We start from the raw sequence: 13,079 nt of genomic DNA, 5'->3' as shown, positions 1-13,079 counted from the left end.
TGAGCTGATATGAATGGTTAAGAGAAGCGGCGCAATGCATTCGGCGCGATGCATGGGCGTGATGGCAGCGGCGTGATGGTAATGGCGTGATGGTAATGGCGTGATACAGGTAGCGTGATACAGGTAGCGTGATACAGGCGAACAGGCGAGGTACTCGATGAGCGGTATTTGTGGATGGATGGGCTACGGTGCACAAGACCGTGAACTGGTCGGCAGGATGGCCGCGCCGCTGGCGAGGTTCGACGATAGTGCCGTGCACCAGGCCGATAGCAGCCGTTCCGCGGCCGCCGTGGCTGGCGCTGGCGATGTGCATCGCCAGGAAGGCTTGCTGATCGCGCTGTGGGGCCATCCCGTCCTGCGTGATCCGGCGCTGGCTGAGCAGGCCAGCATTCGCGGTACGGCAGCAGTGCTGGCGGCACAACGTCACCTGGGGCCGGAAAAATTGTGCGCATTGCTGGGCGGCGCATTCGCCCTGTGCATTCTCGACGAGCACGCAGGCGAGGCAGTGCTGGCGATCGACCGCATGGGCGTGCATCCATTGACGTGGCAGCTGGCTGGCGAGGCGCTGTTGTTTGCGTCGTCGGCGGATGCGCTGATCCGTCATCCACTGGCACGCGGCGACATCGACCTGCAAGGCATCTACAATTACGTTTACTTCCACATGGTGCCCGCACCCGGTACCGCGTACAAGGATCAGCAGCGACTGCTCCCCGGTCATTATCTCCATTACCGCCAGGGGCGCGTGGAAACCCGGCCTTACTGGCGGATGACTTTCCAGGAAGATGGCAAGCGCTCCTTCGAAGAATTGAAGGCCGATTTCCTCGCCCAACTGAAGAATGGTGTACGCGAGGCTTCGACCGGCTCCAAGGTGGGGGCATTCCTGTCCGGCGGTACCGACAGCTCGACGATCGCCGGCATGCTGTGCGATGTCGGCGGCGTTCCGGCCGAGACGTATTCAATCGGTTTTGCTGCCCAGGGCTACGACGAGATGGAATATGCGCGCATTGCGTCGCGCCATTTCGGTACCCACCACCACGAATATTATGTGACGCCGGATGACGTGGTCACCGCCATCCCGCAGGTCGCAGCCGTCTGCGACCAGCCGTTCGGCAACGCGTCGGCAGTGCCGGCATTCTATTGCGCGCGAATGGCCCGGAACGATGGCGTGACGCGCATGCTGGGCGGCGACGGCGGCGATGAACTGTTCGGCGGCAACGAGCGATACGCGAAGCAGCATGTGTTTGCACGCTATGAGCAAGTGCCGTCGCTGTTTCGCAAGGCGCTCCTGGAGCCGGCGATCTTCAATTTCCCCGGCGGCGACCGGGTAACCCTGCTGCGCAAGGCGCGCAGCTACATCGAGCAGGCGTCGGTGGCGATGCCGGCTCGGCTGGAAACCTACAATCTGCTGGGCCGCTATGGCGCGCGTCAGGTATTCACCGACGACTTCCTGGCCGGCACCGATATCGACCAGCCGCTGGCTGGCCTGGCGCGAACCTACGGCGCCAGCGAGGCGAAAAGCCTGATCAACCGGATGCTGGCGCTGGACCTGAAGATCACGCTGGCCGACAACGATCTGCCGAAAGTCATGAAAGCCTGCGAACTGGCTGGCGTGGAAGCGGCATTCCCGTTCCTGAACGATGCGATGGTGACGTTTTCCGCTGGCCTGACGCCGCAGCAAAAACTGAACGGCACCCAGTTGCGGTGGTTCTTCAAGGAGGCATTGAAAGGATTTCTTCCGCCGCAGATCATCAGCAAGCAAAAACACGGATTCGGGCTGCCGTTCGGCGTCTGGCTGCAGGAGCACAAGGCCCTGCAAGACCTGGCGTCGGACAGCCTGACGGACCTGAAGGCACGCGGCATCGTGCGCGGCGACTTCATTGAACAGCTCACCGGCAAGCACCTGCGAGAACATGCCGGGTACCACGGCACCATGGTGTGGGTGCTGATGATGCTCGAGCAGTGGTTCCGCCAGCGCCCCGGAGCCTGACATGCGCACGCGGGTCTGCATATCGATCGACACGGAATTTTCCATCGGCGGCGCGTTTACAAGCCCGGACAAGCAGCCCGTTGCCGAACCAATGGTCTGGTGCGAGGTCGGCGGCCGCTCGCAAGGTCTGGGTTTTCTCCTCGACCAGTTCGACCGGCATCGCATACCTGCCACGTTCTTTGTCGAAGCGGCCCACCGTTACTATTTCAAGGACCGCGATCCGATGGGCGATATTGCCCGCCGCATCGTCGCCAGCGGGCATGAGGTGCAACTGCATACGCATCCCTGCTGGGCCGTGTTCCAGCACGAAGACTGGCGCGAGCGTGTACAGCGCGAACCGTTGCAGGACGAGTTCTTCGGCCGCGCCGAGGAAGACACCGTGCGACTGCTGCGCCAGGGCCAGCAAACGTTCGCCGGGTGGGGCGTGCCGGCCCCGACCGTATTCCGTCCGGGGAACATGCAGCACGACGACGCAATGTTTGCCGCGATGGCGCGTTGCGGCATTCCTTACAGCTCCTGCGTCGGCCTCGCGGTCTTCGACAGCAATGACCCGCGCTATCGCCTGTACAGTGGCGCACACCGTCGCCACGGTGTGTTGGAGATGCCGGTACTGACATTCCAGGATTGGCAGCTCGGCGGCCGCCGCCATTTGAAAACGCTGACGATTGCCGGCACCAGCTTCGAAGAAACACGCCTGTTGCTGGAGCGGGCACATGAACAGCAAATCCCATTGGTCGTGCTGCTGACCCATCCGTTCGAATACGTGCAGCGGCGCGACGATCACATGCATACGGCGCGCGGCAACGCGCTGCACCAGGACCGGCTGGCTCGCCTGTGCCGCTACCTCGACGGCAACCGCGACCGTTTCCTGCCTACAGGCATGGGCGAAGCGGGCAGCGCACTGGGATCCTCGCCGGACGAGCGCAACGTGTTGTTGCATGGTAGCGGCTGGCGCAGCGTCCGCCGGCTTGCCGAGCAAGTCGTGTACGACGGCTACGGCAACTGGGCACTGTCGCGCGGAGCGGCGGCATGATTTCCCTGCTGCGCGATCGACTGAACGCACGCTTCGGTACGTGGCGCGGGCTGGTGCGGCTGCTGCTGGCACGGGCGGAGCGGACGACAGGGCGGCTGCAACCGTTCGAATTGCAAGACCCCCAGGCAGTGCGCCGCGTGGTATTCGTTTGCCTGGGCAATATATGCCGCAGCGCGTATGCCGAGCAGGTTGCGCGCGCCGAAGGCTTGCACACGGCATCGTTGGGCCTGTCGACAACGACCGGCGTGGGTTCGCCCGATCCGGCGCTTGCCGCGGCCGCGCGACAGCAAATGCCGATGGATGCCCATCGTGCGCGCGACTGGCAGGATTTCATCGTGCAACCGGGCGACCTGCTGCTGGCAATGGAAGTGCGCCAGGTACACGAGCTCACGCGCAGGCTGGGCGGCCGTGACGATGTGCAGGTAGCGCTGCTGGGCAACTGGTGCTCTCCACCGTTCCCGCACCTGCACGATCCGTTCACGTTGTCCGACGCGTATTTCGATACCTGCTTTGCCCGTGTCCGCCAGGCCGTCGTGCGGCTGGCCAACGACATTCCCAATGCACGCGCCTTGCCGGCGCAGAAGAGAGGGTAGCGATGAGTCGCGAATTCTCGCTTTACCTCGACGCGATACGCTTCCTGGCCGCGCTGATGGTTGTCTTCTATCACATGAACATGCGCTGGCTCAGCACGGACATCCTGCCGCTGTCCGATCACGGGCACGCCGCGGTGATGGTGTTCTTCGTGCTGTCCGGCTATGTGATCTCATACATTCATGCGAAGCGCGAAAACACGCCATCCGAATACTGGGCCAGCAGGCTGTCGCGCTTTTATTCGCTGGCCATTCCGGTCGTCCTGGTGACACCGCTGCTGGATCTCGCCGGTGCAGCCCTCCGTCCCGACATCTACGAAGGCTGGACCACGCATGGCCTGGCACCGGTACGCATTGCAACCAGCCTCGCATGGCTGAACGAGGTGTGGACGATTTCCATCATGTCGTTCTCGAACACCCCGTACTGGTCGCTGTGCTACGAGATGTGGTACTACATCATGTTCGCGGCATGTGTATTTACCGCAGGCCGCACGCGTGTCTTGTTGCTCGCCGGCTGCGCACTGATCGTGGGGCCGAAGATCCTCCTGCTTGCGCCAGTGTGGGCGATGGGCGTAGTGCTCCATCGCTGGCAGTTGCTGCAGCGCACACCGTTCTCCATTGGCCTGGCATTATTCATCGCCTCGATCCTGGCATTCGCACTATTCCAGCATTTCCGGCTGACCGATCTGGGCAGTGCGTGGATGCGCAGCCTGGTCGGCGAAGCGCTGCATCATCAGTTGACCTTTTCCCGCTTCGCGCTGACCGACTACCTGCTGGGCCTGATCGTAGCCGCTAACTTCGTCGGCGCCCGCGCCATCGCACCGGTGCTGCTGGGGCGCGTCCTGCTACCGCTGGAACGGCCGATCCGCTGGCTGGCAGGCTATACCTTCTCGTTGTACTTGATGCACCAGCCACTGTTGCTGTTCTTCGGCGCCGCGATCGACGGCGATCCACGCGGCCCGCTGTTCTTCATCGAGGTGTTGGGCGCCATTCTCGTAACCGTGTGGCTGGTGGGCTCGGTCACCGAAGGCCGCCGGCACCTGCTGCGCGCGTGGTTGCTCGCGCGCTTGCAATCATTGCAGGGATTGCGCTGGCTTGCCGCGCGAGGTGCTCGATGACCGCTCAGGCTCTCATCCCGGCGGTTGTGCTGGGCATCGATACGCCGATCGGGCTGGCGATCGTGCGCAGCCTTGGCCGGCGTGGCGTGCCTGTGTACGGCCTGGCACGCAGTGTCGCGGCGCCGGGGCTGTCGTCGCGTTACCTGAGTGAAGGCATATTGCGCGCTGACGATGCAGCAGGCACGCTCGAGCAGCTGGAAAAACTTGCGCAGAAGCTCGGCACCGCGTGCCTGTTCGCGATCTCCGAAGGCGATATCGCTCTGCTGAACCGGCACCGCGCGCAACTGTCTGGCTACCGGTTGATGTTCCCGGACGCACGCCGGATGGAAACCGTGCTGGACAAGCGGCAGACATACGCCGCTGCGGCGATCGCGGGCGTGCCGGTACCGCGCACCGTGCAGCCGGTCATCTTTGCGGAAGCGGCCGCCGCCGCACCGGCCCTGCGCTTTCCGGTAGTGTTGAAATGGGCTGAACCGAACGAAGCCGGCATCCTGCTGCGCCGTGCAGGGCTGGTGCTGGACAAGACCCGATATTGCCACGACGAGAAAGAGTTGCTGGAGTACCTGCGGCAATTCGAGCCGGTAGGACGTTACCCGATGATCCAGGAGTACTGTGCCGGTTATGGCCTGGGACAGTTCTTCCTGATGCATGAGGGCCGGGCCCACTGCGTGTTCCAGCACCGCCGGCTGCACGAGTGGCCACCGGAGGGTGGCGTGTCGACCCTCTGCGAATCGGTGTCGCTCGATTGCCATGTGGCGTTGCGAGAGCGCTCGCTGGCGCTGCTGCGGGAACTCGACTGGGAGGGCATAGCAATGGTCGAGTACCGCTACGATCCCGAACGCGATGAAGCAGCGCTCATGGAGATCAACGGTCGTTTTTGGGGCAGCCTGCCCCTGGCTTGCCATGCCGGTGCCGATTTTCCCTGGCTGGCGTATAGCCTGTTAGGCGTCGGCGCAGCACAACCCCAGCCTCGTTACCGCGCCGGCCTGCGCTGCCGTTTCATGATCCCGGAAACAAAGCGCCTGGCGCGGCTGCTATTCCAGCCTGGCGCAGTGGCGGACCGAAAGCTGGTGTTTTCCCGGGCTGGCGAGCTGTTTGGCTATTTACGTGACTTCCTGCGCCCGTCCACGCGCTATTACCTGTTCACCTGGTCCGACCCGGCCCCGTTCCTGCGCGACCTGTGGCACGTGGTCCGGCGTACCGGCTGACCAATACCTAGGAGTAAGGATGCAGAGGATGAATCCGCCCGGCGCATGGTACAGCGCCGCATGCCACGAGGCCACGTCGTGAAGATCGCCGTTGTCATTCCGTATTACCAGCGCCGACCAGGCATCCTGGCTCGGGCATTGCGCGCAGTGGCGGCCCAGGAAGTCGATGCACAACTGGATGTCATCATCGTCGACGATGGCTCGCCGGTCCCAGCGCGCGATGAGGTGGCACAGTTGTCGGCCGCAGAACGATCGCCTGTGCGCATCGTCGAGCAGAAAAACGGTGGTCCAGCCGCGGCCCGCAACACCGCACTTGACCAGGTCTCGCCCGATACCGAACTGGTCGCCTTCCTGGATTCAGACGATACCTGGGAGCCGGAACATCTGGCCAACGCCTTGCGCGCCTTGAGCGCCGGCTACGATCTCTATTTCGCCGACTTTTACCAACTGAACCAGACAGTCAGTGCATTTGAACGTGCCGGTAAAATCGAGCCGGCCCGCCATGCACTGCTGCCGGGCGAGCGCCATCTTCACGTGTACCAGGCCGACATGCAGTCGCAGATCCTGGGTGGCAACGTGATCGGCACGTCGACCGTCGTCTACCGCTTCCGCTCCTTCCGCACGCTGCGCTTCCGCGAGGAATTTGTGTACGCCGGCGAGGATTACCTGTTCTGGCTGGACCTGTCGCGCATGACGGATCGCATCGCGTTCTCGTCCGCCCGCGAAGTCGTGTATCGGGATGGCGTCAACGTTTTCGCTGGATCAGGCTGGGGCACGGAAAAATCGTTGATCCGTCTGCACTACGAAATGAAATACAAGAAGGCGATCGCCCGCCTGTATCCGCTCACCGAGCGCCAGGTAAAGGAAAATCGCGAAGCCGTGCTGGCGCTGAGGCGCAGCTTCGTGGCCGACGTTCTGCACCGTGTTGCACATCGCAAGCCGTTTCTCGATGTGATGTGGAAGCAGTTGCGGATCGACGTGCGCAGCGTGCTGTATTTCATTCCGCTCGCGATCGGGCTGATGCTGCGGCGAGAGCGCAGCGCGTGAATAAAGTCCTCGTCAGCATCCTGAATTGGAACGGAGCGCGGCAAACGCTCGATTGCGTGCACGACCTGCTGCGCCAGGAATTGCCTGCTGGCGCCAGCGCCGACATACTCGTCATCGATAACGGCTCTGCATCGGCCGATGTGGCCTTGCTCGCCCAAGGCCTGGCAGACCTTCCGGTGGCACTGCGTCGGGAGACTGTCAACCATGGTTTCGCAGGCGGTCACAACCTTGCAGTTGCCCATGCTCTGGACGAGAAATACGACTTTCTGTGGCTGGTCAATAGCGACGCCGTCATGGGCAGCGCCACTGTGCTGGCGCAACTGCTTGACTTGATGGCGCTGGACGAGCGTTGCGGCGCTGCTTCACCGCTGCTGGCTATCCTGGACCAGCCCGAGAAAGTGTACTTTTGCGGAAACTTCCATGATTGGGACCGGCTCGATACCCGCCGCGCCAGTAATGTTGACGACGCGCGCACGACGGCCCGCAAACTTCGATCCCAACAGTGGGTACCCGGAACGGCGATGCTGTTGCGGGCAAAAGCGCTGCGTGATGCCGGCAAGCTCGATGAGCGAATGTTTGCTTATTACGAAGACGACGAGCTATGTGCCCGGTTGGCAGTGCATGGCTGGCACAGTGCCGTGGCTTACGACGCGCATGTGCTGCATGCGATGCCGCGGCGTGAGACGGACCGCCCAGCCTACTACTTTTATTTGATGGCACGAAACTACTTGATCTTCTGGCACGACAGCACACCGCATGCGCATCGACGCCGCCTAAAGCTGAAGCTGCTCGACCGAGCGCTGTATGACGTCAACCGGCTGTATTACAGAGGGTTTCCTGAACAGGCGGAGGCTGCGTTGCTTGGGGTCGAAGACTTCTTGCGTCGCCGTTACGGCCGGCCGGTACTGGAGCGCACGGCAGGTTTCCGCTTGCGTGCGTTGCGTGTATTGCTGTGGCTGCCTCATCTTCGTGTACTTCGCCGGCTTGACCGCACTGCCTGAGCGTGAAGCAGTATATGGTGCAGGTGATGGCTTTGACCTATTGATTGGCTACGTTCCTCGTGGCATTATTTCGTTGTTGACAGGTGGGCTGGTACGCTGACGTCATGTATCGACAGCGAACCTCTGCTGCTGCGCTCTGTTTGGCTGCGCTCTGTTGGTGGAATGCCGATGCTGGCGTTGGCGAAAAGAAACATCGAGATGAGGTAGTGCCATTGATGCTGCGGATTGCAATCATCATGATATGGCCGCTTTGCTGAAAAAAGCGGTCTCGACATCGCCCTAACAGTCCTCAGGTGCATTACCATCTCATTGCAGATCTATCGGTAACAGGACCAAGAAGACCATGGGTAAACACCTCAAGGTACTTGTCTTGTAATTGTGCCTACTAATGTTCGCACATGGAAACTCCGAAGTTCAAGATCAAATTAAAAAAGTTTTATCAGTTTAAATAAAAAATAATGATGTAGTCGTTGAAGCTGCCGGCGGATTGATAACTGCTCCGTTATCAAATTTCATGTCGAGCAGCGCAACAGGGGAGTGTGCTATAGCCTCAGAGTTTACCAAGGACGACGACGCGGACCTTGGTTTGCTGGACGATTATGATTCCGGCAAGCCGCTAGTCTGCGCTGTTGAAGAAGATAACTCTGTAAATATAACGCATGTGACTATTAATCAATCCGATTTCGGCATTCGAGTTGCCGATACCGAGGCCGGGCGTGTTTCCGTAAGCATGCTTATTAATAAAATGTATGCTTGGCGCGGTTACGCGGGCACACACCGGGTCGATAACAATCCTAACCGAATAACTCTGGCTGCTTCCGATAACGGAGAGGTCATTGGCACCGTCACCCTGGGCATCGATTCGTCGATGGGCATCCTGGCGGATGAAGTATTTTCCGACTATATCGACGAATTCCGTGCGCGTGGCGCGAAGGTTTGCGAAATCACCAAACTTGCTTTCGCACCACACGTTAAGTCGAAAAGCGCGCTGGCTTCGCTGTTCCATATATTATTTATTTATGGTCATTATCTGCACAAATGTACCGATGTATTCATCGAGGTAAATCCGCGGCATAGGCGCTATTATATGAATATGCTGGGATTTGGCCAGATTGGAGAACTGCGGAGTAATCCCCGGGTCGATGCGCCGGCGTATTTGCTGCATGTGAGCATGGATTACGTCAATGAGCAGATCCGCAAGCTGGGGGGGACAAGCACACATCCCGCCGGAGAACGGTCGTTATATCCTTTCTTTTTTTCGCCACGTGAAGAACAAGGGATTGCGAGCCGTCTGCTGCAGATTGGCTGAGTGCTTGTGCGCCGCTAACGATGCGCTCACGCCGCGACGTCGTCGCGGCGTGAGCGCAATTATTGCCCGCAATGGTGTAGCGGATGACGTTACAACGCGGTAGCACATTTGTGCCGGGACCCGATACGCTGCCAAGTACCAGGCCCAATAGTAGCAATACGATTACTTGGCCGGGAAGGTCGCTGGGGGGCGACCCCGATAGCGGTGAACCGGCAAGCTGTAAAGGCGAGCAATCCGAGCCACGTAATCGCGGGTTTCCCGATACGGTGGAACACCACGATGGCGCAGCACTGCACCTTCACCGGCGTTATATGCGGCGGCAACCAGTTGGACGTTGCCATCGAATAAGGCCAGTAGCTGACGCAAGTAGGCCAAGCCGCCTCGCACATTCGATTCCGGGTCGAACGGATCGGCGACGCGGAAGCGTTGTGCAGTTTCAGGAATGAGCTGCATCAGACCCTGCGCGTTTTTCGGCGACACGGCATTCGCCCGAAAACCGGACTCGACTGCGATAACGGCCATCGCAAAGTCGGGATCGACTTCGTACACCGATGCAAGTCGCTCGACAATACGCCGTACCGGCACGCTGGCAGCCGGGTAATCGGGGCGCGCCCAAGGGTCCGGATCCATATTCACCTGCAGCGGCAAGGAGGCGGGCAGCATGCAGGCCGGCAGCGGCACATCGTATCGCGGTGGCAGTGTTTGTACCAGACGCACTGCCTGGACATGGCCCTGGTCCGCCGCCGCCGAGAACAGCCGCCATGCCGCCGCCTCGTCGCGTGGAAGGCCGCGGCCGTTGGCAATCATCCAGCCGAGCGCGTACTGGGCATCGGCCGAGCCCAGCCGCGCTGCCTTGCAATATAAAGAGGCAGCCAGTTCCGGATCGCGCGGCATGCCCTCGCCATGCTCGAACCGGGCTGCCTCGGCAATGAGCTCGGCAATATCATCGCCTGCAGCGCTGGCCGTCGCGGTCGTGATCACGAACAGGACAGCCGCGACCAATGAGTAATGCCCCATGATTTACTTGCGGCCTTCGCGCGCGTTGTGGCGTGCAATGCTGCCGTTGAGCTGGGCAATGATTTCAGAGGCGGCCTGGACGATCTGACCCGAATCGAAGCCAGCGCGGGCCATTTCGCGATAGAACGAGCGTGCCAGCAACCGGGCGACATGATCCGGCTTTTGATAGGCAATGGTGGCGACACTGCCTTGCACTTCCTGAGCGAGCGCTAGTTGTGTAAAGCGGGAAGCAAGGATTCCGCGCAGTTGCCGCATCTGCACAGCCCGGCCAACGAACAACGCGACCGTTTCCAATAACGCCAAGTCGCGCTCGCAAAAGCAGCTCTTGGCGCCGCCGCAGCTGGCAGTCAGCGTGCCGACGACACGACCGTCGATACGGATAGGAGCCAGCATCAAGCTGCGGCCGGGCGCGTCCGGTCGCCGTGCCAGTGCGGCGTACGGGGAAGCCAGAATATCGTCGACCAGGAGCGGGGCGCCACTGGCCAGCACTTGGCCTGCCAGGCCTTCGCCGCGCGCGACATGTGTGGCAACAGCATCTTGCGCCAACGGGCCGTAACTGGCGGCAATGCTCATCCGGGCGTTGTCGCCTTCGCCGTTAACGAGCATCACCGAGCAAATTTCCGCGCCTACGAGCTCGGCTGCAAGTGCGGCGTGCGCGGACAAGTCGTCATGGGCAGCGGGAATAGCGCGGCAAAGCTGATGAATCTTGCTCAACGGGTCGTCAGCCATCGATACCTCCAGCAGTCGTTTCATTCTAGCGGCCGTGGCCGCAGGTTCATACGGCTTCCGGTCCGGATTTGCGCGGCGACAGAAACGCCTTATGGAACAGATGCCGCGCGAGCAGCAGGGGGGGCATTCTCAACCAGTTGCCACGCAAGTAGAGGAGAAAGCGCGCCAATGGGCTGAAACGGTCTCCACAGCTGTCATGGTCCGGCAGCAGCACGCGGTAAAACAGGGCATCCATCAGTGCCAGCAACGCCGGCGATGGGCCCGTCAATTCATCCCTTACGCTTTCAGGGACAGGCGTCTCCAGCAATGCCACGCCATAGCGCAATGCGTAGAACAATGGCCGTTCGAGCTCAAGCTGACGCGCACGGGGTACCAGTTCAGCCCAGAAGCGGCGATCCGCACCGAAATGGCTCAGTAGCCGATGGATATCGAACAGGTCCCGTAGCCCATTGTTGAACTCACCGTCGCTGAACAGGTGCACGGCGCTGTGCAGCACCATGTCTGCCGGTGCGAGCACGCGCAGGCCCGGCATATCGGGCACCGGTAAGGCAGCAGCACGCAACAGTGCGGGGTCGGGCCGCAGGGCCGCCGTCTTCGGAAGGATCGCGTGGTGAACGTCGATCATCGACGCACGCCGCAGATGCCGCATTGGCGGCAGCTCGTGCATCCATTCGCGGTAATAACGCTGGTCGTAGGCATCATGATGAGTTCCTGCCCACCCGGCCAGCATAAGTGCCGCTTCGGCTTCGCCGAGCCGCTCTTCCGGTACCAGTACATCGATGTCCGAGAAAAGCCTGCCGTTCGCGGGCGGTAGCCCGGCCAGCGTGTAAGCCGCGCCTTTCAGAAGAATCAAGGGCACGCCCAGGTCAGCCAGTGCCTGGCGGATCAGCCGCACTTCCCACAGCACGCCTTGGCGGTGGCGGCGTGCCAGCACGCGAGCCCATTCCAGCTGTTCGCGTGCCGCCGGCACGATGCGGTCCAGGAGCCCATGTTCGTCCAGCAGGCACGACAGCGTAGCCAGCAGGTTCGCAGCGCCTGCCTGGCGCAGCAGCAAATCCCAATCGGCAGCGGCCAGCGCCGGCAGCTGTTCCGGTGAACGCAGAGCGGCGGTCAGCAGCGAATCGAGATGGTCGTGCCTCATGGCAGGCTGTCGAAAAAAGCGAGTGCTTCGTCCAGCACGCCATAGCGAAACCGATATCCCTGGCTGCGCTCGACGAGGTCGGCCAGGGCGGTGAATCCCTCGGCACCAAGCAGGCTGTAGTTGAAGCAATTCTGGGCCAGTTGCATGAATGTCTCGGCGCGCGGCATCGGCTCGGCCGTGATGGCGGCGCCGGCCTCGAAACGGGGAAACACGACCCACGCGGGCAATGCGCCTTCGCTTGCCCGTGCCACGCTGTCAGCCGGGGCGCGCACATGTGCCACGGTGCCTTTGACGGTATCCGTGACCGCGCGGCTCATGACACTGCCGGGTATGTAATCGCGAATGACGCCGATCGACGCGTTTTTCAGGCTGATTGGCCGGGGCAATGGGTGCAGCACGCCTTCACCGAGACGCAGCAGCGTCAGTTCATCGGACAATAGCCGCCAGCCGCCACGGCCTACCAGAGCGGCGCACAATGTACTCTTGCCGGAACCCGGGGGGGCCGGCAGGATGGCAGCGCGGCCGCCCTTTTCAACGACGGCCGCGTGCACGATCAGGTAGCGGTTGGCGCGGCTTGATACGCACCAGTTCAGGCCCCATTCGAACATCGGAAATGCCTGGTCGAGGGGGAGTGGCTTGAACATCGAGCGACCGTCGTACAGCAACGACACCTGGGGCCGCAGCCAGCGTCGCATTGTCAGCGGGCGGACCAGATCGAGGTGGAAATCAGCAAAACCTTCGCTCAGCGGATAGTCGCGATACAGCAGGTGAATGCCATCGGCAACGCTGCTGATGGGCGAATGCAGTAGCGTGGTAAAACGACCGGTGCGCAGGTGAATGCCGGGCCCGGCAAGGCGCTCGCCCAACTGGGCACGGGTCAGGCTGCCAACAGTGGTCAT

12 protein-coding genes are annotated in these 13,079 nt (G+C 61.5%); 8 read left to right on the top strand and 4 right to left on the bottom strand.

Annotation, left to right across the window (positions count from 1 at the left end; all coding sequences use genetic code 11):
* Positions 1 to 157 precede the first annotated feature (157 nt).
* From FHS02_RS23165 to FHS02_RS23130, 8 genes are all read left to right on the top strand, one after another.
* Positions 158 to 1,987, top strand: coding sequence for an asparagine synthetase B family protein (locus tag FHS02_RS23165; protein WP_137315583.1), 1,830 nt, complete (start codon positions 158 to 160; stop codon positions 1,985 to 1,987).
* A gap of 1 nt (position 1,988) precedes the next feature.
* Complete coding sequence (locus FHS02_RS23160) at positions 1,989 to 3,020, top strand: polysaccharide deacetylase family protein (RefSeq protein ID WP_137315584.1); 1,032 nt, start codon at positions 1,989 to 1,991, stop codon at positions 3,018 to 3,020.
* Positions 3,017 to 3,613: an arsenate reductase/protein-tyrosine-phosphatase family protein gene (locus FHS02_RS23155; RefSeq protein WP_137315585.1), complete on the top strand. Its 597-nt coding sequence runs from the start codon at positions 3,017 to 3,019 to the stop codon at positions 3,611 to 3,613. The genes FHS02_RS23160 and FHS02_RS23155 overlap by 4 nt, the downstream gene beginning before the upstream one ends.
* Before the next feature lie 2 nt (positions 3,614 to 3,615).
* Positions 3,616 to 4,728 (top strand): acyltransferase family protein, encoded by a 1,113-nt coding sequence (locus tag FHS02_RS23150; protein ID WP_137315586.1) that lies wholly within the window; start codon positions 3,616 to 3,618, stop codon positions 4,726 to 4,728.
* Positions 4,725 to 5,936 carry a carboxylate--amine ligase gene (locus FHS02_RS23145; protein ID WP_137315587.1) on the top strand — a complete coding sequence of 404 codons (1,212 nt, stop codon included), beginning with the start codon at positions 4,725 to 4,727 and terminating at the stop codon, positions 5,934 to 5,936. Before FHS02_RS23150 ends, FHS02_RS23145 begins: the two co-directional genes overlap by 4 nt.
* Before the next feature lie 78 nt (positions 5,937 to 6,014).
* Positions 6,015 to 6,983, top strand: coding sequence for a glycosyltransferase family 2 protein (locus FHS02_RS23140; protein WP_175424885.1), 969 nt, complete (start codon positions 6,015 to 6,017; stop codon positions 6,981 to 6,983).
* Entirely contained in the window at positions 6,980 to 7,984 is a 1,005-nt protein-coding gene (locus FHS02_RS23135) for a glycosyltransferase (RefSeq protein WP_175424886.1), read from the top strand. The genes FHS02_RS23140 and FHS02_RS23135 overlap by 4 nt, the downstream gene beginning before the upstream one ends.
* 514 nt (positions 7,985 to 8,498) lie before the next feature.
* A complete protein-coding gene (locus FHS02_RS23130) occupies positions 8,499 to 9,293 on the top strand; it encodes an N-acyl amino acid synthase FeeM domain-containing protein (protein ID WP_229422298.1) in 795 nt (264 codons plus the stop codon).
* Positions 9,294 to 9,455: 162 nt separating this feature from the next.
* Here FHS02_RS23130 and FHS02_RS31990 read toward each other — a convergent pair whose 3' ends face one another.
* From FHS02_RS31990 to FHS02_RS23110, 4 genes are read right to left on the bottom strand one after another with little or no spacing between them, the layout of a single operon-like run.
* Entirely contained in the window at positions 9,456 to 10,310 is an 855-nt protein-coding gene (locus FHS02_RS31990; RefSeq protein WP_137315590.1) for a transglycosylase SLT domain-containing protein, read from the bottom strand.
* 3 nt (positions 10,311 to 10,313) lie between these two features.
* Positions 10,314 to 11,063, bottom strand: coding sequence for a GAF domain-containing protein (locus tag FHS02_RS23120; protein WP_137315591.1), 750 nt, complete (start codon positions 11,061 to 11,063; stop codon positions 10,314 to 10,316).
* Between the two features lie 22 nt (positions 11,064 to 11,085).
* On the bottom strand, positions 11,086 to 12,180 hold the full coding sequence (locus tag FHS02_RS23115; RefSeq protein ID WP_137315592.1) for a nucleotidyltransferase domain-containing protein: 1,095 nt from the start codon (positions 12,178 to 12,180) through the stop codon (positions 11,086 to 11,088).
* On the bottom strand, positions 12,177 to 13,079 hold the full coding sequence (locus FHS02_RS23110) for an HprK-related kinase A (protein WP_137315593.1): 903 nt from the start codon (positions 13,077 to 13,079) through the stop codon (positions 12,177 to 12,179). The genes FHS02_RS23115 and FHS02_RS23110 overlap by 4 nt, the downstream gene beginning before the upstream one ends.

It is taken from the genome of Pseudoduganella umbonata, from assembly GCF_014192225.1.
Taxonomy (GTDB): Bacteria; Pseudomonadota; Gammaproteobacteria; order Burkholderiales; family Burkholderiaceae_D; genus Rugamonas; species Rugamonas umbonata.
Note: the sequence above shows the minus strand (reverse complement) of the source record. Positions and strands in the feature narration are given on the sequence as shown.

Bases quoted from the DNA above. Each gene is read 5' to 3' on its own strand.
- FHS02_RS23165 (WP_137315583.1), top strand. From the start codon at position 158: ATGAGCGGTATTTGTGGATGGATGGGCTACGGTGCACAAGACCGTGAA.
- FHS02_RS23160 (WP_137315584.1), top strand. From the start codon at position 1,989: ATGCGCACGCGGGTCTGCATATCGATCGACACGGAATTTTCCATCGGC.
- FHS02_RS23155 (WP_137315585.1), top strand. From the start codon at position 3,017: ATGATTTCCCTGCTGCGCGATCGACTGAACGCACGCTTCGGTACGTGG.
- FHS02_RS23150 (WP_137315586.1), top strand. From the start codon at position 3,616: ATGAGTCGCGAATTCTCGCTTTACCTCGACGCGATACGCTTCCTGGCC.
- FHS02_RS23145 (WP_137315587.1), top strand. From the start codon at position 4,725: ATGACCGCTCAGGCTCTCATCCCGGCGGTTGTGCTGGGCATCGATACG.
- FHS02_RS23130 (WP_229422298.1), top strand. From the start codon at position 8,499: ATGTCGAGCAGCGCAACAGGGGAGTGTGCTATAGCCTCAGAGTTTACC.
- FHS02_RS31990 (WP_137315590.1), bottom strand. From the start codon at position 10,310: ATGGGGCATTACTCATTGGTCGCGGCTGTCCTGTTCGTGATCACGACC.
- FHS02_RS23120 (WP_137315591.1), bottom strand. From the start codon at position 11,063: ATGAAACGACTGCTGGAGGTATCGATGGCTGACGACCCGTTGAGCAAG.
- FHS02_RS23115 (WP_137315592.1), bottom strand. From the start codon at position 12,180: ATGAGGCACGACCATCTCGATTCGCTGCTGACCGCCGCTCTGCGTTCA.
- FHS02_RS23110 (WP_137315593.1), bottom strand. From the start codon at position 13,079: ATGACCACTGTTGGCAGCCTGACCCGTGCCCAGTTGGGCGAGCGCCTT.